Consider the following 17,942-nt stretch of genomic DNA (forward strand, 5'->3'; position numbering starts at 1 on the left):
TTCGAAATCCGCTCGCTTCCACAGCGTCACAGATAGAACATCCGATCCTCATCCGACTTGCCTTCCGCCGGCTGCTCGACCGAATCCTCGCGGTCTTCATAGAAGCGCAGCACGGCATCGAGCACCTGATCTGGATCGTCGATCACCTGCATCAGATCCAGATCCTTCGGGCTGATCACGCCATTGGTCAGGAGCGTGGTCTTGAACCAGTCGAGCAAGCCAGCCCAGAACTCCGAGCCGACCAGCACGATCGGCACGTGACGCGACTTCTTGGTCTGAATGAGCGTCAATACTTCGGCGAGTTCATCCAGCGTGCCGAAGCCGCCCGGCATCACCACGACCGCGTCCGAGTTCTTCACGAAGGTGACCTTGCGCGTGAAGAAGTGACGGAAGCGCAGCGAGATGTCCTGCCACTGGTTGCCCGACTGCTCGTGCGGCAGTTCGATGTTGAGGCCAACCGAAGGCGACTTGCCCGCGTGCGCGCCCTTGTTCGCGGCTTCCATGATGCCCGGGCCGCCGCCCGAAATGACGGCGAAGCCCGCGTCGGAGAATTTCTGCGCGATTTCGATCGTGCGCTGATAGTACGGCGACTCGGGTTTCAGCCGCGCCGAACCATAGATGCTGATGGCAGGGCGGATCTCCGAGAGGTACTCGGTCGCCTCGATAAACTCTGCCATAATCGTGAACATCTGCCACGATGCGCGAGCCTTCTTGGCCGTCGCGCGCTCTTGATCTGCGAGCGATCGCAGACTCGGAATCACTTTTCTCTTGTTCATAATGCCTGAAGAACTAAGTCTTGAAGGTAAGACCCTGCTATTGGTCGACGGTTCTAGTTACTTGTACCGGGCCTACCATGCGATGCCGGACCTGCGTGGCCCCGACGGCGGCCCCACCGGCGCTCTGTACGGAATGATCAACATGCTGCGGCGCTTGCGGCGCGAAATCAATGCAGAGTATAGCGCGTGCGTATTTGATGCCAAAGGCAAGACTTTCCGCGACGACTGGTACGCCGACTACAAGGCCAACCGTCCTTCGATGCCAGAAGACCTCTCCAGACAGATCGAACCCATTCACGTCGCCGTGCGCGCGCTCGGCTGGCCCCTCGTGATGATCGAGGGCGTCGAGGCCGACGACGTCATCGGCACGCTCGCCGTGGAGGCCGAGAAGCGCGGCATGAAGGTGATCGTGTCGACGGGCGACAAGGATCTGGCTCAGCTCGTGACGGATCATGTCACCCTCATCAATACGATGACCAACGAAACGCTCGATCGCGCGGGCGTGCTCGCCAAGTTCGGCGTGCCGCCGGAGCGTATCGTCGACTACCTGTCGCTCATCGGCGATACCGTCGACAACGTGCCGGGCGTCGAGAAATGCGGTCCCAAAACGGCGCTCAAGTGGCTCACGCAATACGACACCCTTGATGGCATCGTAGAACATGCGAACGAGATCAAAGGTGCGGTAGGAGACAATCTGCGCAAGGCTCTCGGCTTCCTGCCGATGGCCAGAAAGCTCGTCACCGTGCACACGGAATGCGACCTCGCTTCGCAGATCGAGTCGATCGACGGCACGCTCGCGACGCGTCCCGAGTCGCGCGATGAGTTGCGCGATGTGTTCATGCGTCATGGCTTCAAGACCTGGCTGCGCGAAGTCGAAATCGCCGACGCCGTGGAAGGCCCGACGGACACGCCGCCCGCCGAAGTGACCGAGATCGTGCATCACTACGAGACGGTGCAGACGTGGGAGCAGTTCGACGCGTGGCTCGCGCGCATCAATGAGGCGGAGATCACGTCGTTCGACAGCGAGACGACCTCGCTCGACCCGATGACCGCGCAGATCGTCGGCGTGTCGATTTCGACCGAGCCGGGACACGCGGCCTACATTCCCGTCGCGCATCGCGGGCCGGACGCGCCCGAGCAATTGCCGCGCGATGAAGTGCTCGCGAAGCTCAAGCCGTGGCTCGAAGATGCCTCGAAGAAAAAGGTCGGTCAGCATCTGAAGTACGACGAGCAGGTGCTTGCCAATTACGGCATCGAATTGCGCGGTGTCGAGCACGACACGCTGTTGCAGTCGTACGTGCTCGAATCGCATCGCCCACACGACATGGACAACCTCGCGTTGCGCCATCTCGGCGTGAAGACGATCAAGTACGAAGACGTCGCGGGCAAGGGCGCGTCGCAGATCGGCTTCGATGAAGTGCCGCTCGACAAGGCATCGGCCTACGCAGCGGAAGATGCCGATATCACGCTGCGTCTGCATCACGCGCTATATCCGCAAGTGGCGCAAGAGGAAGGCTTGCTGCGCGTCTATCGCGACATCGAGTTGCCGACCTCGCGCGTGCTGCGCAAGATGGAGCGTAACGGAGTACTGATCGATCGCCAGAGGCTCGATACGCAAAGCAACGAGATCGCGAAGCGTCTCATCGAACTGCAGGCGCAGGCGTATGAACTCGCGGGCGGCGAATTCAATCTCGGCTCGCCGAAACAGATCGGCCAGATCTTCTTCGAGAAGCTGCAATTGCCGGTCGTGAAGAAGACGCCGAGCGGTGCGCCTTCCACCGATGAAGAAGTGCTGCAAAAGCTCGCCGACGACTATCCGCTGCCGAAGGTGCTGCTCGAGCATCGCGGCCTGTCGAAGCTCAAATCCACCTATACGGACAAGCTGCCGCGCATGGTGAATGCATCGACGGGGCGTGTGCATACGAACTATGCGCAGGCCGTCGCGGTGACGGGACGCCTGTCGTCGAACGAGCCGAACCTGCAGAACATTCCCGTGCGTACGGGCGAAGGGCGGCGCATTCGCGAGGCGTTCATCGCGCCGCCGGGCAGCAAGATCGTATCGGCCGATTACTCGCAGATCGAGTTGCGCATCATGGCGCATATCTCCGGCGACGCATCGCTGATGCGTGCGTTCAAGGAAGGCGAGGACGTGCATCGCGCGACGGCATCGGAAGTGTTCAGCGTCACGCCGCTCGAAGTCGATAACGATCAGCGGCGCATCGCGAAGGTCATCAACTTCGGGTTGATCTACGGCATGAGCTCGTTCGGACTCGCATCGAATCTCGGCATCACGCGCGATGCCGCGAAGCTGTATATCGACCGCTATTTCGCGCGTTATCCGGGCGTCGCGGCGTATATGGAGAACACGCGCATGAGCGCGAAGGCCAACGGCTTCGTCGAAACCGTATTCGGCCGTCGCCTGTGGCTGCCCGAGATCAACGGCGGCAGCGGGCCGCGTCGTCAGGCGGCCGAGCGCGCCGCGATCAATGCGCCGATGCAGGGCACCGCGGCGGACCTCATCAAGCTGTCGATGATCGCCGTGCAGGACTGGCTCGAAAGCTCGGGCATCGGCGCGAAGATGATCATGCAGGTTCACGATGAACTCGTGCTCGAAGTGCCGGAGGAAGCGCTGCCCGATGTCAGGAAGCGCTTACCTGAATTGATGTGCGGCGTCGCGAAGCTGAAGGTGCCGCTCGTCGCGGAAGTGGGTGTCGGCAACAATTGGGAAGAAGCGCACTGAAATACTTTGCGCAAGGCATGCGCGGCGGATGTCGCGTATGCCCGACATCTCGGTGACACGCTTGTGACTGTCATCGAAGCTCACGCACAATAAGTCAATAGAGGAAAGCAACAACGATAGTCGGTCGAATATAAAAGGACAGGGAGAGTGCCATGCATCGCTTCATCATCGTCGGCGGAGGGGCCGGCGGCCTCGAACTCGCGACGCGTCTCGGCGACCGTTTCGGCTCGACGGACGGCAAGACTCCGCCAAAAGCGCAAGTCACGCTCGTCGACCGCAATCCGACCCATATCTGGAAGCCGCTTCTGCATGAAGTCGCGGCGGGCAGCATGGACCCGTTCACGCAGGAACTCGAATACGCGGCGCAGGCGCTGTGGCACGGCTTCGAATTTCAGCAGGGCGAACTCGTCGGGCTGAATCGCGCGACCAGGCGCATCACGATCGGCGCGTTGCGCGATGAAGAAGCGGGCGAACTCCTGCCCGAGCGCGAACTGGAATACGACACGCTCGTCATCGCCATCGGCAGTACGACGCATTTCTTCGGCGTCGAAGGCGCGCAGCAGAACTCGATCGCGCTCGATACAGTCGGTCAGGCCGAGCTCTTTCGCAAGCGCCTGATCGCAGCGTGCATGCGCGCGGAGCATTTCGCGCCGGAGCCTGTCGCGGCGGGCGTCGAGGAGGGCGAGGACGAACCGGGTGTGGATCCGCTGCCGCGTATCCAGGTGGCGATCGTCGGCGCGGGCGCGACGGGCGTCGAACTGTCGGCGGAACTGCGCAACACGGCGCAAGTGCTGTCCGCGTACGGATTGCACAAGCTCGATCCGAAACACGATATCGGCATCGTGCTAATCGAGGCGGGGCCGCGCATTTTGCCCGCGCTGCAGGAGCGCGTGTCGAGCGCGACGGCGGAGCTGCTCACCAAGCTCGGCGTGAAGCTGATGACGGGCGAGACGGTCGCGCAGGTCTCGCGCGATACCATCCACACGGCGAGCGGCAAGGCCATACGCGCGGATCTCACGGTCTGGGCGGCGGGCATCAAGGCCCCCGCGATCCTCACCAATCTCGAAGGCTTGCCGACCAACCGCCTCGGCCAGCTCGTCGTGCGCCGCACGCTGCAAACCGAAACCGACGACAACGTCTTCGCGCTCGGCGATTGCGCGGCGTGTCCGTGGCCCGGCAACGAGCGCAATGTGCCGCCGCGCGCGCAGGCCGCGCATCAGCAAGCCAGCTTTCTGTTCAAGTCGTTCGAGCGGATGTTGCAGGGCAAGCCGCTTCCCGAATACACCTATCGCGACTTCGGCTCGCTGGTGTCGCTCGGGCATTACAGCGCGGTCGGCAGTCTGATGGGCGGGCTGATCGGCGGCAACATGCTGATCGAGGGGCTCTTCGCGCGCTTCATGTACATGTCGCTCTACCGGCTGCACATCGCCGCGCTGCACGGCTATGCGCGCATGGTGCTCGACACCGTCGCGCACTGGCTGCGCCGCTCCACCGCACCGCGCGTGAAGTTGCACTGACGCGGAATAGAACGCCTGCGCGATTCGTTGAATGCTGTTTAGAATGGGCGGCGCGCTTAATGCATAACGCGCCTTCATCGTCGTGCAGCACCGTGCGTCATGATGCCTTGTCCATGTCGTGCGGATTTCAACGATTCACGCCGTCGCGCGATCGAGCACGCGCCGCGACGGCCCTGCCGCGGGAGTTCTCCATGCTAGACCCTGAAGTCGACAGCCTCATTCCGCACGTGCCGTTCAATCGGCGCACCTTCATCAAGGCAACCTTCGGCACCGGTTTTGCGGCTGCGGTGCTGCCGGTGTCCGCGCAGACCATTCATACCGATACCGATGGGCTGGAGGCCGGCGCCATCGGCATTCGCGGCGCGGACGGTACGCTCGTGCCGGCTTATCGCGCGCAGCCGAAGGGCAAGACGCATCTGCCGGTAATCATCGTGATTCACGAGATTTTCGGCGTGCACGAGCATATCGCCGATGTGTGCCGGCGCTTCGCGAAGCAGGGTTATCTGGCGATTGCGCCGGACCTCTACACGCGTCAGGGCGATGCCACGGCGTACAAGTCGATGCAGCAGCTCAACGAGCAGCTCGTGTCGAAAGTGCCCGATGCGCAGGTGATCTCCGACATCGATCAGACCGTCAAATGGGCGGCCGAGCACGGCGGCGATCCGAAGCGCGTCGGCATTACGGGGTTCTGCTGGGGCGGGCGCATCGCGTGGCTCTACGCCGAGCACAATCCCAATCTGAAGGCGGCGGTGGCGTGGTACGGGCGGCTCGTCGGCAACAAGACCGAGAACACGCCGAGCAATCCCATCGACCTCGCGAGCCAGCTCAAGGTGCCGGTGCTCGGGCTGTATGGTCGGCAGGATCAGAGCATTCCGCAGGACAGCATCGAGCAGATGAAGCAGGCGCTCGCGAACGACCCGCCGCCCGCGAAGAACTCGCAGTTCGTCGTCTACGACGACGCGCCGCACGCGTTCTTCGCGGATTATCGTCCGAGTTATCGCAAGGCCGACGCCGAGGACGGCTGGAAGCGCGCGCTCGCGTGGTTCCGCGAGCACGGCGTCAAATAACGCGCTTCAGGGCGTCGGGCCGGTCGCGACGGGCCGTCCCGGATCGGCGCTCCATTCGCTCCACGAGCCCGGATAGAGCGCCGCGCCGTGCAGGCCGGCGATTTCCATTGCGAGCGCGTTATGGCAGGCCGTCACGCCCGAGCCGCATTGCAGGACGATGCGGTCCGCCGGCACCGTGCCGACCAGCGAGCCGAACGCCTCGCGCAACTCGTGAGCGGTCTTGAAGCGCCCTTCGGGCGTCAGGTTGTTCTTGAAGAAGTGATTGAGCGCGCCGGGAATATGCCCGCCGACGGGATCGATCGTCTCGTTCTCGCCGCGATAGCGGTCGGCGGCGCGGGCATCGATCAGCAGATGATCGCGCGTGCCGATGCTGCGCTCGATCGCCTGGGCGTCGATCGTCACCTGAAGCGGCGCGCCGGCCTTGAACGTGCCTTGCGTCTTCGGCGGCACGGCCGTGTCGAGCGGCTTGCCCGCGACTTCCCATGCCTGCAGGCCGCCGTCGAGCAGCGCGACGGAATCGTGCCCGAGCCAGCGCAGCAGCCACCAGACGCGCGCCGCGTACATACCGCCGTGGGCGTCGTAGGCGGCCACTTGCTGGCCTTCCTTCAGGCCGAAGCTCGCCAGCTTCGCGACGAGCGCGGCGCGCTCGGGCAACGGATGACGCCCGTTCGTGCCGGTCTTGACGCCGGACAGATCGCGATCCAGATGGAGATAGTGCGCGCCGGGAATGTGCCCTTGCGCGTAAGCGGCTTCGCCCGATTCGGGCGCGGCGAGATCGAAGCGGCAATCGAAGACGAGCACGCTGCCGGGCGCGGCGGCGAGCCGTTCGGCGAGATTGGTCGCCGAGATGAGCGTGGTGTAGTGAGTGTGCGGCATGACGGCTCCTGAATCGGCGCGTGTGATGCGGGGATGAGCCAATAGTCTAAAAGAAAAAACGGGCTCGAAAGCCCGTCTTTTCCCGACGTCCGGCGCAAGCCCGGAACCGCGTTCAGATAGACCCGAGTCGATGCCGCAGGAACTCGTGGAAATGCTGCATGCCGGATTCCATCGGGCTCTGGTACGGCCCGACCTGATTCTCGCCGCGCGCCATCAGCGCGCGCCGGCCGGCGTCCATGCGCTCGGCGATCTCGTCGTCCTCGCGCGCGGTTTCCATGTACGCGGCGCGCTCCGCCTCGATGAACTCACGCTCGAAGAGCGCGATTTCCTCGGGGTAATAGAATTCGACGATGTTGGTCGTTTTCTGCGTGCCCTGCGGAATGAGCCACGACACGACCAGCACGTGCGGATACCACTCGATCATCAGACCGGGGTAATACACCATCCAGATCGCGCCGAATTCGGGCGGCGTGCCGTTGCGAAAACGCAGGACTTCGTCGTGCCATTTGCGGTACGTCGGGCTGCCCGGTTTCTCCAGATTCTTGTGGACGCCCACGGTCTGCACGCTGTACCAGTCGCCGAATTCCCACTCGAGGTTGTCGCACGACACGAAGCTGCCGAGGCCCGGATGGAACGGCGCGACGTGATAGTCCTCCAGATAGACCTCGATGAAGGTCTTCCAGTTGTAGTTGCACTCGTGGACCTCGACGTGATCGAACATGAAGCCCGAAAAGTCGAAATGTTTCGCGGTACCCAGCTTCGCGAGATCGGCCGCGACGTTGCGGCCCTCCGACTCGAAGAGCAGGCCTTGCCAGTTCTGCAGCGGCGTCTTGCCGAGGTTCAGGCAGGGCTTGTCCGCGAAATGCGGCGCGCCGAGCAGTTGACCGTCGAGATTGTAGGTCCAGCGGTGCAGCGGGCAGACGATGTTGTCCGCGCTGCCGCGGCCATTGAGCATGATCGCCTGGCGATGGCGGCACACGTTCGACAGCAGTTCGATATTGTTCTGCTGATTACGAACGAGCACGCGCCCTTCGCCCTCGCCCGGAAGCGCGAAATAGTTTCCCGCTTCGGGCACCATGAGTTCGTGCCCGATGTAGCGTGGACCCTGCTTGAAAAGTGTGTCGAGTTCGCGCGCAAGAAGCGCTTCGTCAAAGTAAGCCGTGACTGGCAGCTGACTGTGAATGGCGTTCAGCTGCAATGCATTGCTCAGATTGGACATTCCCACTCCCGATGAAAACGTGAAAGCAGTGAACAACCCAACCATCGAAGATTCGATTTAGGGAGCCCGCGATTATACCGAAATCCCCCTCCTTGGGGTGCTTAAGGTCTTGATTTGGGTATAAATTGTGGCGAGAGTTCCTCGCAATCGCAGCAAGAGCGCGTGCCTGTGGCGTACCGTGCAAGGATCGGGAGAAAATGCCGCAATCCGAACGCCAGCCTTCGAAGCGGACGGGATGCGGGTCGAAAATTTGGCTTTTGCCGTAGAATGTGCGACTTGGTTCCAAAAATTCAATTGCACATCCACGATTCATGGCGAAGACCGCTGTCCAGGAAACAGGCGACAAAACCGGCGCCGACGCACAGAGCGCGGACGCCGCGCAGCTTCCGGAAAACTACGAGGCAGCGCTGGCAGAACTCGAATCGCTCGTCGCGCGCATGGAAGAGGGCGCGCTGAGTCTCGAGGAATCGCTCGCGGCGTATCGCCGCGGCGCGGCGCTTGTGGGCTTTTGCCAACAGCAGCTCGAGAAAGTCGAGCAGCAGGTACGCGTGCTCGACGGCGAGACGCTCAAGCCGCTGCCCGCCGAGGTACAGCGCGCCACCCAGGGTGCCGGAGCGACAAACGACAACGGGGACGACGACCTATGACCTTCGAACAATGGATGCGCGCGACGCTCGATCGCGTCGAGACGGCACTCGAACACTATCTTCCGGGCACGGACGTCGCGCCCGCGCGCCTGCACGAAGCGATGCGCTATGCCGTGCTGGGCGGCGGCAAGCGCGTGCGGCCGCTCTTGGTCCACGCGGCGGGCGAGCTGACCGGCGCGAGCGCGCAGGCCGTGGAAGCGGCGAGCGCCGCGCTCGAGATGATTCACGTCTATTCGCTGGTGCATGACGACATGCCCGCCATGGACGACGACGCACTGCGCCGGGGTAAGCCCACGGTACACATCCAATATGACGAAGCGACGGCACTGCTCGTCGGCGACGCGCTGCAATCGCAGGCGTTCGTTGCGTTGACGGCCGCGGCCAATGGTCTGAACGATGCCCAGCAAGCCGCGCTCGTGCGCGAACTGGCGCTCGCGAGCGGCTCGCTCGGCATGGCGGGCGGTCAGGCGATCGACCTCGAAAGCGTCGGGCGCAAGCTGACGCGCCCCGAGCTCGAGACGATGCATCGCAAGAAGACGGGCGCGCTGTTGCGCGCGTCGGTGCGTATGGGCGCGCTCGCGGGCGCGCTTCCGGACGCGGACGCACTCGCGTCGCTGGACGATTACGCCGCCGCCGTCGGCCTCGCCTTCCAGGTCGTCGACGACATCCTGGACGTCACCGCCGACTCCGCCACGCTCGGCAAGACCGCCGGCAAGGACGCGCAGCACGACAAACCGACTTACGTGTCGATCATCGGGCTCGATGCATCGCGCGAACTCGCCGCGCAACTCGGTCGCGACGCGCATGCCGCGATCCAGCCGTTCGGCGCACGCGGCCAGCGTCTGGCCGAACTCGCCGATCTGGTCGTGAACCGGGTGAATTGATTGTTGAACGCGTGACGAACCCCACGGCGAGAAGAGACATAATCGCGCCGAACGAATCACGCCAGTTTTCCTAAAATGGGACGACGATGTACGACTTGCTGAAAACCATCGACGATCCGGCCGATTTGCGGGCCCTCGATCGCCGCCAACTGCAACCGCTGGCCGACGAGCTGCGGGCCTACGTGCTCGACAGCGTGTCCCAGACGGGCGGCCATCTGTCGTCCAATCTGGGCACGGTCGAGCTGACGATCGCGTTGCACTATGTGTTCGATACGCCTAATGACCGCATCGTATGGGATGTCGGCCATCAGACGTATCCGCACAAGATCCTGACGGGCCGTCGCGATCAGATGCCGGGCCTGCGTCAACTGGGCGGCATTTCCGGCTTCCCGCGACGCTCCGAGTCCGAATTCGACACCTTCGGCACCGCGCACTCGAGCACGTCGATTTCGGCGGCGCTCGGCATGGCGATCGCCAACAAGCTGCAGGGCGACAACCGCTTCTCGATCGCCGTGATCGGCGACGGCGCGATGACCGCCGGCATGGCTTTCGAGGCGATGAACAACGCAGGCGTCGCCGACGACGTCCCGCTGCTCGTCATCCTCAACGACAACGACATGTCGATCTCGCCGCCGGTCGGCGCGTTGAATCGCCATCTCGCGCGCCTGATGTCGGGCCGCTTCTACGCCGCCGCGCGCGCGGGCGTGGAACGCGTGCTGCGTCACGCACCGCCGGTGCTCGACCTCGCCCGCAAGCTCGAAGAGCACGCGAAGGGCATGATCGTGCCGGCCACGCTGTTCGAGGAATTCGGCTTCAACTACATCGGGCCGATCGACGGTCACGATCTCGATTCGCTGATCCCGACGCTGCAGAACATCAAGGAACTGCGCGGCCCGCAATTCCTGCACGTCGTGACGAAGAAAGGCCAGGGCTACAAGCTCGCCGAAGCCGATCCGGTGCTTTATCACGGTCCGGGCAAGTTCAATCCGGCCGAGGGCATCAAGCCGTCGACGGCGCCTTCGAAAAAGACTTATACGCAAGTGTTCGGCGAGTGGCTGTGCGACGCCGCGGCGCAGGATTCGCGCGTGGTCGGCATCACGCCGGCGATGCGCGAAGGCTCCGGCATGGTCGAGTTCGAGAAGCGCTTCCCGGACCGTTATTTCGATGTCGGCATCGCCGAGCAGCATGCGGTCACGTTCGCGGGCGGGCTGGCTGCGGACGGCATGAAGCCCGTCGTCGCGATCTATTCGACCTTCCTGCAACGCGGCTACGACCAGCTGATCCACGACGTCGCGCTGCAGAATCTGCCGGTCGTGTTCGCGATCGATCGCGCGGGTCTCGTCGGCGCGGATGGCGCGACGCACGCTGGCAACTACGATCTCGCCTTCCTGCGCTGCATTCCGAACATGACCGTGATGGCCGCATCGGATGAAAACGAGTGCCGCCAGATGCTCTACACGGCCTTGCAGCAGCCGAACCCGACGGCAGTGCGCTATCCGCGCGGCGCGGGCACCGGCGTTGCGACGGTCAAGCAGATGACCGCGATTCCCCTCGGCCGTGGCGAGATTCGCCGCGAGTCGTCGCAGAAGCTCGGCTCGGGCAAGCGCATCGCGATCTGCGCATTCGGCACGATGGTGGCGCCGTCGCTCGCAGCGGCGGAAGAACTCGATCTGACCGTCGCCAACATGCGCTTCGTGAAGCCTGTCGACGCCGACCTGCTTCGCGAACTCGCCGCGACGCACGACGCCATCGTGACGATCGAGGAAGGCGCGATCATGGGCGGCGCGGGTTCCGCGTGCGTCGAAGCGCTGCTCGCCAGCTCGATTATCAAGCCCGTGCTGCAACTCGGCCTCCCGGACCTTTTCATCGATCACGGCGATCCGGCCAAACTGCTGTCGAGCGTCGGACTGGACGCGGCCGGCATTGCGCGCTCGATTCGCGAACGCTTCCTCGATGCGATCGAAAGCGCCAACGCAGGCAAGCTGACCAAGCGCGTCGCCTGACGCGTCGCTGAAAACGGCGCGCTCGGGGCGCGCCGCGCATCAACGCTTTGGCACACGGCGCGGGCATCGTCCCGCGCCGTGTGCGCTTGAACGTTTCGAACCGCTCGCGTCTTGCGCGACGCGCGGCGCATAAGGACAAAACAAAATGAATCAGATGAATCCCGCCTTCGTGATGCCCGACGTCCAGAGCACCCCCGACACACGTCAGATCGCGATTCAGCGCGTCGGCGTGAAGGGCGTGCGCTATCCGCTGACGGTATTGACGGAAGACGGGCTGAAGCCGACCGTCGGCGTATGGAATCTCGACGTTCACCTGCCTGCCGAGCAAAAGGGCACGCATATGTCGCGTTTCGTTGCGTTGCTCGAAGAAAATCGCCTGCCGCTCGATCAACACGCGTTGCGCGGCATGCTCGCCCTGATGCTGGCGAAACTCGAGGCGCATTCCGGCCGTATCGAAGTGACGTTGCCGTACTTTGTGATGAAGACCGCGCCGGTCTCGGGCGTGAAGAGTCTGCTGGACTACGAAGTGACCTTCATCGCGGAGCGGCGCGACGGCGACACGCGCATGTCAATCAAGGTGCTCGTGCCCGTGACGAGTCTGTGCCCGTGTTCGAAGAAGATTTCGCAATATGGCGCGCACAACCAGCGCTCGCACGTCACGATTTCGGCGGAGCTGAGCGAGGATATCGCGGTCGAGGATCTGATTCGCATCGCCGAGGAAGAGGCGTCGTGCGAACTGTGGGGCTTGCTCAAGCGCCCGGACGAGAAGTTCGTGACCGAGCGCGCGTATGAAAATCCCAAGTTCGTCGAAGACCTCGTGCGCGATATCGCGACGCGCCTGAACGCGGATGCGCGCATCGTCGCGTACGTGCTCGAAGCCGAGAACTTCGAGTCGATCCACAATCACAGCGCCTACGCGGTGATCGAGCGGGACAAGCGCCGCGACGCCTGAGCCCGCCTCAGGCGAGCGCCGTTTCCGATGGAACGTGCGCTTGCCGCACCGATGCCATCACGAGCGCTGCCAGCCGCTCGACCGGCGGCGACGCGCTTGCCGATGCGCGATGCAGCGCCAGCGGAATCGATGGCAGAGCGGGCAATCCGCCTTCGCCGGCGTCGAGCGCGCGAACCGTCGACGGCAATCCGTAGCTCGTACGCACGGTGACGCCCAAGCCCGCCGCCGCCGCTGCCCACAGCCCCGACAAGCTCGGGCTCGTGAACGCGACGCGCCACTTGATGTCCGCGCGATCCAGCGCAGCAGCCGCGGCGCTGTGAAAGAGGCAAGGCCGGTCGAACGCGATGAGCGGCAGGGGTTCGTCGGCGTCGAAGTGCCACGGAACCGTCGATGACGCGATCCAGCGCATCGGCGGCGCGGCGATCGGTTCCGCGATCATCGCGGCGTTGCTGTCGTCCGTGACGCCGCTTGCGCCCCACACGAGCGCGAGATCGAGTTGCCCCGAATCGATGCGCTCCAGCAATTCGGTATTGCGCGCGACCCGCGCTTCGATCCGCACTTTCGGATGCGCCCGCGCAAACCGGCCGAGCACATCCGGCAATACCACTTCGCCGAAATCTTCCTGCAAGCCGAGCCGGATCCATCCTTCCAGATCGACGCCGCGAATCGCCACGGCGGCCTCGTCGTTCAGTTCAACCAGGCGCCGCGCGTAACCGAGCATCACCTCGCCGGCGTCGGTGAGCGCAAGCCCGCGTCCGGCCTTGCGAAACAGCGGCGCGCCCGCCTGCTCCTCCAGCTTGCGTAACTGCGCGCTCACTGCCGATGTCGAACGTCCGACGCGGTCCGCTGCCTTCGCGAAGCTGCCCAAGTCCATTCCGGCGACGAAGCTGCGCAGCACCGCGAGATCGAAGGTCGTCTGGCTCATTACTATCGTCCTGATTTTCTGAATGATCGAATGAAAACTTTGCGATTTTCAGGACGATGCTAAGCCTGCACACTGGTCGCAGTCAAATCCGATATGGACCGCGTGATGGCCACTCCTCTCGTACTGAAATCGAAAAATGCGCCCGTGCTCGGCGGCGGGCATCGCTGGAAGGTGCTCACCGTCGGCGTGGCGGCCAACGCGAGCTTCTCGGCAGCGGCCGCGGGTATTCCGACCACCGCCGTGTGGATGCGCAGCGGCTATCACCTGAACAACGGCGAACTGGGCCTCGCGCTCGGCGCGCTCGGTCTGGGCGTCGCGCTCTCCGAGTTGCCGTGGGGCGTGCTGACGGATCGCTGGGGCGATCGTCCCGTGCTGCTGACCGGTTTGCTGTCGACGGCGGCGGTGCTCGTCGCGATGAGCCTGTACGCGGTGCCGTCATCGGCGACGCTCGGCTGGCTCGTCTTCGCGATGTGCGCGCTGGGGCTCCTCGGCGGCAGCGTCAACGGATCGAGTGGGCGCGCGGTGATGGCGTGGTTTGCCGAGGGCGAGCGCGGCCTCGCGATGAGCATCCGGCAGACCGCGGTGCCGCTCGGTGGCGGGATCGGCGCGGCATTGCTGCCGTGGCTGGCTTCGTCGCATGGCTTCGCGGCGGTCTACGGCGCGCTGGCGGCGATGTGCGCGGTGTCCGGCGCGTTCGCCTGGCGCTGGCTGCATGAGCCGCCGGACGCGGTGCATCGCGCGGCGCCGAGCAAAGGCGCTGCGCCGTTGAAGAACGCGCTCGTCTGGCGCGTGGTGCTTGGCATCGGCATCCTGTGCGTGCCGCAGTTCGCGGTGCTGACCTTCGCGACCGTGTTCCTGCACGATGCCGGCCATTTCGGCGTGACGGCGATCAGCGCGACGATGGGCGCGATCCAGCTCGGCGCGATGGCCATGCGCGTGTGGAGCGGCCGTCACACGGACCGCCGCGGCAATCGGCGCGCGTACTTGCGTGGGTCGGTGATCGTGGCGTCGATGTCGTTCGTCGTGCTGGCCGCGGCGATCGCGAGCGGCGCGGCGCGTGCGCCCTTGCTGCTCTCGACGATGCTCGTGTTCGCCGGCATCTGCGTGTCCGCGTGGCACGGCGTCGCGTACACGGAACTGGCGACGCTGGCTGGCACCGCCCGCGCCGGCACCGCGCTCGGCATGGCGAACACGGCGGTGTACGCTGGGTTTTTCGTGACGCCGCTCGTCATTCCGCAGGTGCTCGCGATCAGTTCATGGCCTGTCGTATGGCTGGCGGCGGGCGCGTGCGCGTCGTTGGCGTGGCTGTTGTTTCCGAAGCCCGCGCGACCTTAAACTGTGCGTCCGAGAAATCGACCCTGCGGAGCGCACCTTGATCCTGATCGGCCAATACGATTCCCCGTTCGTGCGGCGCGTCGCCATCGCGCTGAAGCTGTACGACATTGCGTATGAGCATCGCCCGTGGTCGGTGTTCGGCGATGCCGACAAGATCGCGCCCTTCAATCCGCTGATCCGCGTGCCGACGCTCGTGCTCGATTCCGGCGACGTGCTCATCGAGAGCACGATGATCCTCGATTACCTCGATGAACAGGCGGGCGCCGCGCGCGTGATGATCGCGCCGGACGGCCCGCTGCGGCGTGAAGCACTGAAGGTCTGCGCGCTCGCGACAGGCCTGGCCGACAAGGCCGTCGCGCTCGTCTATGAACGGGTGCTGCACAAGGAAAGATCGCAGAAATGGCTCGATCGCTGCACGGGGCAGGTCGAGCGCGTGTTGAACGCGCTGGAAGCGGACCGCGCCGCGCGTGCGACGCCTTACTGGTTCGGCGATGCGATCGGGCACGCCGACATCACCGTGGCCTGCGCGCTGCGCTTCGCGCGCGAGGCGCATCCGGAGCTCTTCAGTTCGACGCGCTGGCCGACGCTCATCGGCCATAGCGACCGCTGCGAGACGCTGCCCGTGTTCCGGGCGATCGTGCAGCCGTTCAATCCGCCGAAGTAGAAAGCTTTAGGCGCGCGCGAGCGAGGTGAGATCCCAGCGCGGCTTCACGGTGAACGCGTAGTCGCGCACGGCCTGCTCCGGCCAGCGCGAAAGCCTAAGCGCACCGGCGAGCGCGATCATCGCGCCGTTGTCGGTGCACAGCGAGAGATCGGGGTAATGCACGTCGAAGCGGCGCTTCTTCGCCGCCGCCGACAGCGCTTCGCGCAACTGCCGGTTCGCGCCGACACCGCCCGCCACGACCAGCCGCTTCAAGCCCGTCTTCTTCAGCGCGGCCAGCGACTTGGCGACAAGCACATCCACGGCGGCATCGACGAAACCGCGCGCGAGATCGGCCTTCGCCTGCTCGCATACGTTGTTGCCGAGCTTGCGGCTCTGCGTGAGCACGGCGGTTTTCAGGCCGCTGAAACTGAAATCGAGATCGCCGGAATGAAGCATCGGACGGGGCAGCGTCACCGCGCCGGGCGTGCCGAACTCCGCGAGCCGCGACACTTCCGGCCCGCCCGGATAGCCGAGGCCGAGCAGCTTCGCGGTTTTGTCGAAGGCTTCGCCGGCGGCATCGTCGAGGGTTTCACCGAGCGTCTCGTACACGCCGACGTCGGTTACGCGCATCAGTTGCGTGTGGCCGCCCGACACGAGCAGCGCGACGAACGGAAACGGCGGCGGCGCATCGACGAGCAGCGGCGACAGCAGATGCCCTTCCAGATGATGGATGCCGACGGTCGGTTTATCCCATGCCATCGCGAGCGCATTGGCGATGCTTGCGCCGACCAGGAGCGCGCCCGCGAGTCCCGGCCCCTGCGTGAACGCGATGGCGTCGATGTCGCCACGCTGCGCGCCGGATTGCTCGAGCACTTCTTCCAGCAGCGGCAGCGCGCGCCGGATGTGATCGCGCGAAGCCAGTTCCGGCACGACGCCGCCGTAATCGCGATGCATCGCGATCTGCGAGTGAAGGGCGTGCGAAAGCAGGCCGCGCCCGGTGTCGTAGAGGGCGAGGCCGGTTTCGTCGCAGGAGCTTTCGATGCCGAGAACGAGCATGGATTCAATGCCTTGGAGGAACAGAAAAGTATAGCAGCGGGCGTCAACGCGCGTGCCGAAGGTAAAATGCGCGCCATGGAATCCTTCGATATCGCCGTCATCGGCGCGGGCGCGGCCGGCATGATGTGCGCGGCCGTGGCCGCTCAATCCGGGCGCCGCGTCGTGCTCATCGACCACGCCGAACGTCTCGCCGAGAAAATCCGCATCTCCGGCGGCGGACGCTGCAACTTCACCAACGTCAATGCGCAGCCGGCCAATTTTCTGTCGGCGAATCCGCATTTTTGCCGCTCCGCGCTCGCGCGCTACACGCCGCGCGATTTTCTCGCGCTGCTCAAGCAGTACCGCGTCAAATGGCACGAGAAGCACAAAGGCCAGCTCTTTTGCGACGACTCCAGCGACACCATCATCGACGTGCTGAAAAGCGAGTGCGATGCGGGCGGCGTCGCGTGGCGGCGTCCGGTCGCCGTGCATGAGATCCGGCACGATGGCGCGCGTTTCGCGCTCGATACGAGCGCGGGCGCGATCTGCGCGGCGGCGCTCGTGATCGCGACCGGCGGCCTGTCGATTCCGAAGATCGGCGCGACGGATTTCGGCTATCGCGTCGCAAAGCAGTTCGGCCACACGCTCGTCGATACGCGTCCGGCGCTCGTGCCGCTCACATTCACGTCGGCTGACTGGGCGCCGTTCGCCGCGCTCTCGGGACTCTCGTTGCCGGTTCGCATCAGCGCGGGAAAGGGCAAGACACGCGGCGAGTTCGACGAGGACTTGCTGCTCACGCATCGCGGCGTGTCGGGGCCCGGCGTGCTGCAGATTTCGAGCTACTGGAATACGTCGGAGCCGATTCACGTCGATCTGCTTCCCGATGTCGACGCCACCCAGATGCTGATCGAGGCGAAAGCGGGCTCGAAAAAGCAGATCGGCAATTTTCTGGGCGAGCACGTGCCGGCGCGTCTCGCGCATGTGTGGCTCGAGGCGCAGCGCGTGTCCGTCGATGCGCGGCTCGCCGATCTGCCCGGCCGCACCCTGAAGGCACTCGGCGCGTCGCTGTCGGACTGGACGCTCACGCCGAGCGGCACCGAAGGCTATCGCAAGGCCGAAGTCACGCGCGGCGGCGTCGACACGCGCGAGCTTTCGTCGGCGACGATGATGAGCGAACGCATGCCCGGGCTCTATTTCATCGGCGAGGCGGTGGATGTCACCGGCTGGCTCGGCGGCTACAACTTCCAGTGGGCGTGGGCGTCGGGCGTGGCGGCTGGAAAGGCCGCCGCCGAGCTCGCGCGAGACGCGGCGAGCGCCGCCTGA

Annotated in this window: 15 protein-coding genes; 10 read left to right on the top strand and 5 right to left on the bottom strand. The window is 64.6% G+C overall.

From position 1 onward, the window contains the following. Positions 1-26: 26 nt before the first annotated feature. Positions 27-776, bottom strand: a complete 750-nt coding sequence (locus NK8_RS15595; RefSeq protein ID WP_061176836.1) for a TIGR00730 family Rossman fold protein — start codon at positions 774-776, stop codon at positions 27-29. Between the two features lies 1 nt (position 777). Between NK8_RS15595 and polA the strand changes: the two genes are divergently transcribed. From polA to NK8_RS15610, 3 genes are all read left to right on the top strand, one after another. Next, positions 778-3,516, top strand: a complete 2,739-nt coding sequence (gene polA, locus NK8_RS15600) for a DNA polymerase I (RefSeq protein WP_213230377.1) — start codon at positions 778-780, stop codon at positions 3,514-3,516. Between the two features lie 152 nt (positions 3,517-3,668). Further along, positions 3,669-5,033: an NAD(P)/FAD-dependent oxidoreductase gene (locus NK8_RS15605; protein ID WP_213229821.1), complete on the top strand. Its 1,365-nt coding sequence runs from the start codon at positions 3,669-3,671 to the stop codon at positions 5,031-5,033. Positions 5,034-5,224: 191 nt separating this feature from the next. Then, complete coding sequence (locus NK8_RS15610; protein ID WP_213229823.1) at positions 5,225-6,100, top strand: dienelactone hydrolase family protein; 876 nt, start codon at positions 5,225-5,227, stop codon at positions 6,098-6,100. Positions 6,101-6,106: 6 nt separating this feature from the next. Here NK8_RS15610 and NK8_RS15615 read toward each other — a convergent pair whose 3' ends face one another. Continuing rightward, complete coding sequence (locus NK8_RS15615; RefSeq protein ID WP_213229825.1) at positions 6,107-6,976, bottom strand: sulfurtransferase; 870 nt, start codon at positions 6,974-6,976, stop codon at positions 6,107-6,109. Between the two features lie 112 nt (positions 6,977-7,088). Continuing rightward, entirely contained in the window at positions 7,089-8,195 is a 1,107-nt protein-coding gene (locus NK8_RS15620; protein ID WP_162067046.1) for an aromatic ring-hydroxylating dioxygenase subunit alpha, read from the bottom strand. Between the two features lie 311 nt (positions 8,196-8,506). On the opposite strand from NK8_RS15620, the gene NK8_RS15625 reads away from it, so the two are divergent. The 4 genes from NK8_RS15625 to folE2 all read left to right on the top strand — a co-directional run bounded on the left by NK8_RS15625 (position 8,507) and on the right by folE2 (position 12,681). Then, positions 8,507-8,842, top strand: coding sequence for an exodeoxyribonuclease VII small subunit (locus NK8_RS15625; RefSeq protein ID WP_162067047.1), 336 nt, complete (start codon positions 8,507-8,509; stop codon positions 8,840-8,842). Next, entirely contained in the window at positions 8,839-9,726 is an 888-nt protein-coding gene (locus NK8_RS15630; protein ID WP_213229827.1) for a polyprenyl synthetase family protein, read from the top strand. Before NK8_RS15625 ends, NK8_RS15630 begins: the two co-directional genes overlap by 4 nt. Positions 9,727-9,812: 86 nt before the next feature. Next, positions 9,813-11,729: a 1-deoxy-D-xylulose-5-phosphate synthase gene (dxs, locus tag NK8_RS15635; RefSeq protein WP_213229829.1), complete on the top strand. Its 1,917-nt coding sequence runs from the start codon at positions 9,813-9,815 to the stop codon at positions 11,727-11,729. A gap of 145 nt (positions 11,730-11,874) precedes the next feature. Next, the gene (folE2, locus tag NK8_RS15640) at positions 11,875-12,681 is read left to right on the top strand and encodes a GTP cyclohydrolase FolE2 (RefSeq protein ID WP_213229831.1); all 807 of its coding nucleotides are present in this window, start codon (positions 11,875-11,877) and stop codon (positions 12,679-12,681) included. A 7-nt stretch (positions 12,682-12,688) separates the two neighbouring features. On the opposite strand, the gene NK8_RS15645 is transcribed toward folE2, so the two are convergent. Continuing rightward, positions 12,689-13,606, bottom strand: coding sequence for a LysR substrate-binding domain-containing protein (locus tag NK8_RS15645; protein WP_213229833.1), 918 nt, complete (start codon positions 13,604-13,606; stop codon positions 12,689-12,691). 105 nt (positions 13,607-13,711) lie between these two features. On the opposite strand from NK8_RS15645, the gene NK8_RS15650 reads away from it, so the two are divergent. Next, the gene (locus NK8_RS15650) at positions 13,712-14,941 is read left to right on the top strand and encodes an MFS transporter (RefSeq protein WP_213229835.1); all 1,230 of its coding nucleotides are present in this window, start codon (positions 13,712-13,714) and stop codon (positions 14,939-14,941) included. 37 nt (positions 14,942-14,978) lie between these two features. Beyond that, the gene (locus tag NK8_RS15655; RefSeq protein ID WP_213229837.1) at positions 14,979-15,605 is read left to right on the top strand and encodes a glutathione S-transferase family protein; all 627 of its coding nucleotides are present in this window, start codon (positions 14,979-14,981) and stop codon (positions 15,603-15,605) included. A gap of 6 nt (positions 15,606-15,611) precedes the next feature. Here the strand turns inward: NK8_RS15655 and tsaD are convergent, their stop codons facing one another. Beyond that, entirely contained in the window at positions 15,612-16,640 is a 1,029-nt protein-coding gene (tsaD, locus tag NK8_RS15660) for a tRNA (adenosine(37)-N6)-threonylcarbamoyltransferase complex transferase subunit TsaD (protein ID WP_213229839.1), read from the bottom strand. Positions 16,641-16,715: 75 nt separating this feature from the next. Here tsaD and NK8_RS15665 point away from each other — a divergent pair, with 75 nt between their 5' ends. After that, positions 16,716-17,942 (top strand): NAD(P)/FAD-dependent oxidoreductase, encoded by a 1,227-nt coding sequence (locus NK8_RS15665; protein WP_213229841.1) that lies wholly within the window; start codon positions 16,716-16,718, stop codon positions 17,940-17,942.

Origin of the sequence: Caballeronia sp. NK8, from assembly GCF_018408855.1 — a bacterium.
In the GTDB taxonomy this organism is placed as follows: domain Bacteria; phylum Pseudomonadota; class Gammaproteobacteria; order Burkholderiales; family Burkholderiaceae; genus Caballeronia.

What these genes read in the sequence shown, in the direction of transcription:
- NK8_RS15625 (WP_162067047.1), top strand. Translation starts at nt 8,507, where the DNA reads ATGGCGAAGACCGCTGTCCAGGAAACAGGCGACAAAACCGGCGCCGAC.
- folE2 (WP_213229831.1), top strand. Translation starts at nt 11,875, where the DNA reads ATGAATCAGATGAATCCCGCCTTCGTGATGCCCGACGTCCAGAGCACC.
- dxs (WP_213229829.1), top strand. Translation starts at nt 9,813, where the DNA reads ATGTACGACTTGCTGAAAACCATCGACGATCCGGCCGATTTGCGGGCC.
- polA (WP_213230377.1), top strand. Translation starts at nt 778, where the DNA reads ATGCCTGAAGAACTAAGTCTTGAAGGTAAGACCCTGCTATTGGTCGAC.
- tsaD (WP_213229839.1), bottom strand. Translation starts at nt 16,640, where the DNA reads ATGCTCGTTCTCGGCATCGAAAGCTCCTGCGACGAAACCGGCCTCGCC.
- NK8_RS15630 (WP_213229827.1), top strand. Translation starts at nt 8,839, where the DNA reads ATGACCTTCGAACAATGGATGCGCGCGACGCTCGATCGCGTCGAGACG.
- NK8_RS15605 (WP_213229821.1), top strand. Translation starts at nt 3,669, where the DNA reads ATGCATCGCTTCATCATCGTCGGCGGAGGGGCCGGCGGCCTCGAACTC.
- NK8_RS15665 (WP_213229841.1), top strand. Translation starts at nt 16,716, where the DNA reads ATGGAATCCTTCGATATCGCCGTCATCGGCGCGGGCGCGGCCGGCATG.
- NK8_RS15610 (WP_213229823.1), top strand. Translation starts at nt 5,225, where the DNA reads ATGCTAGACCCTGAAGTCGACAGCCTCATTCCGCACGTGCCGTTCAAT.
- NK8_RS15650 (WP_213229835.1), top strand. Translation starts at nt 13,712, where the DNA reads ATGGCCACTCCTCTCGTACTGAAATCGAAAAATGCGCCCGTGCTCGGC.
- NK8_RS15595 (WP_061176836.1), bottom strand. Translation starts at nt 776, where the DNA reads ATGAACAAGAGAAAAGTGATTCCGAGTCTGCGATCGCTCGCAGATCAA.
- NK8_RS15645 (WP_213229833.1), bottom strand. Translation starts at nt 13,606, where the DNA reads ATGAGCCAGACGACCTTCGATCTCGCGGTGCTGCGCAGCTTCGTCGCC.
- NK8_RS15615 (WP_213229825.1), bottom strand. Translation starts at nt 6,976, where the DNA reads ATGCCGCACACTCACTACACCACGCTCATCTCGGCGACCAATCTCGCC.
- NK8_RS15620 (WP_162067046.1), bottom strand. Translation starts at nt 8,195, where the DNA reads ATGTCCAATCTGAGCAATGCATTGCAGCTGAACGCCATTCACAGTCAG.